The following is a 904-nucleotide window of genomic DNA, read 5'->3' on the forward strand; positions in this document are numbered from 1 at the left end:
GTACAACTCAACTTATCTGTTTATATCACTGATAAAATACTATTATCGAAGTTTTCTGTAATAAAAGAAATCATAACAGATCAAAACGCAGGTACTGGTGTAGTTGAAGGAGCTGTATCTATTGGCTCAGGATTAATAATTTTTGGAGCCGTAACAGGAGAAGGACATGACACCATGATAGCGGGCATCATCTCTGCCATTGTTTTTTGGGCAGTGGGGCAAGTAGCTCTTATCATTACAGGTTTTATCTATAACCTCATTACGCCTTATGATATCCATGAGCATATTGAAAAAGATAACGTAGCAGTAGGTATTGGTTTTGCAGGAGCTATTATAGCCATGGCTAATTTAATAAGATTTGGTATTGCAGGAGACTTTGAAGATTGGACCTCTACCCTATCTGAAGCAGGACTGGAAGTATTAGTGGGTATAATTTTATTACCCGTTATGCGATATTTAACTGATAAAATTTTATTGCCAGGAGAAAACCTGACAGATGAAATCATCAACCAGAAAAAGCCCAACATTGGAGCGGCCATTATTGAAGCCTTTGCCTACATTGGCGGTTCAGTATTGATAACCTGGTGTTTATAATATTAACTCAAAACTCCTGATTCATAAAATCAGGAGTTTTTATTTTTCCCTTCTCTTACCTTATTTTGTGCACTCCTTAGCATTTTTTACAGAGATTTTTAAAAGCTTATATGTTTAAGAACCGTTCAACTTTGTTGAAAGCCGCCATTTTTGCTACTGGTTTTTCTGGTGTAGTGGCCGAATACATTCTTTCTACACTTGCTACCTACTTTTTGGGTGATAGTATTTTCCAGTGGATCATGATCATCTCCCTTATGTTGTTTTCCATGGAGGTGCTGGGTGAGCACACGAGTATGACAAACTTAACCTT

The 904-nt window shown here is 37.2% G+C and carries 1 protein-coding gene and 1 pseudogene; both read left to right on the forward strand.

Annotated features, from left to right (window positions below; genetic code table 11):
* A partial coding sequence (locus ACXACQ_RS06450; RefSeq protein WP_474975117.1) for a DUF350 domain-containing protein occupies positions 1-594 on the forward strand: 594 nt, incomplete at its 5' end.
* A gap of 110 nt (positions 595-704) precedes the next feature.
* Positions 705-904 (forward strand): annotated as a pseudogene (locus tag ACXACQ_RS06455) (hypothetical protein); the annotation flags it as partial.

The sequence above is a fragment of the Fulvivirga sp. AWR4_260 genome (assembly GCF_056158185.1).